The organism is Pseudomonas sp. 05N36 (genome assembly GCF_056397385.1).
Genome location: NZ_JBFTNH010000062.1, coordinates 1 through 556, shown reverse-complemented (window position 1 = coordinate 556; position 556 = coordinate 1). Strand labels below are relative to the sequence as shown.

General features: G+C 65.6%; 1 protein-coding gene. It reads right to left on the bottom strand.

Translation table 11 applies throughout. The features are described 5' to 3' along the window. Positions 1-556, bottom strand: a 556-nt coding sequence (locus AC1DIH_RS28160; protein ID WP_477774091.1) for a Rossmann-fold NAD(P)-binding domain-containing protein, incomplete at both ends; no start/stop codon positions are given.

Below are 556 nucleotides of genomic sequence, written 5' to 3'. Positions count from 1 at the left end.
CAGTTACCGCCTTGTGCGGCAGCCAGGTCGATGACCACCGAACCGGGTTTCATCTGCGCCACGGTTTCAGCGCTCAGCAGCACTGGTGCCTTGCGGCCGGGAATCAGGGCGGTGGTGATGACGATGTCGGCCTGCTTGGCGCGCTCGTGCACGGCCAGGGCCTGACGTTGCATCCAACTGGCCGGCATCGGGCGTGCGTAACCGCCGACACCGACGGCACATTCGCGCTCTTCATCGGTCTCGTACGGGACGTCGACGAACTTAGCGCCGAGGGATTCGATCTGTTCCTTCACCGCAGGGCGCACATCGGATGCTTCAATCACCGCACCCAGACGCTTGGCGGTGGCGATCGCCTGCAGACCCGCCACACCAGCGCCGAGAATCAGCACGCGCGCGGCCTTCACGGTGCCCGCGGCGGTCATCAACATCGGCATGAAGCGCGGATAGTAATGGGCGGCCAGCAACACGGCTTTATAGCCGGCGATATTGGCCTGCGAGGACAGCACATCGAGGCTCTGCGCGCGGGAAGTGCGCGGCGCGGCTTCCAGGGCCAGGG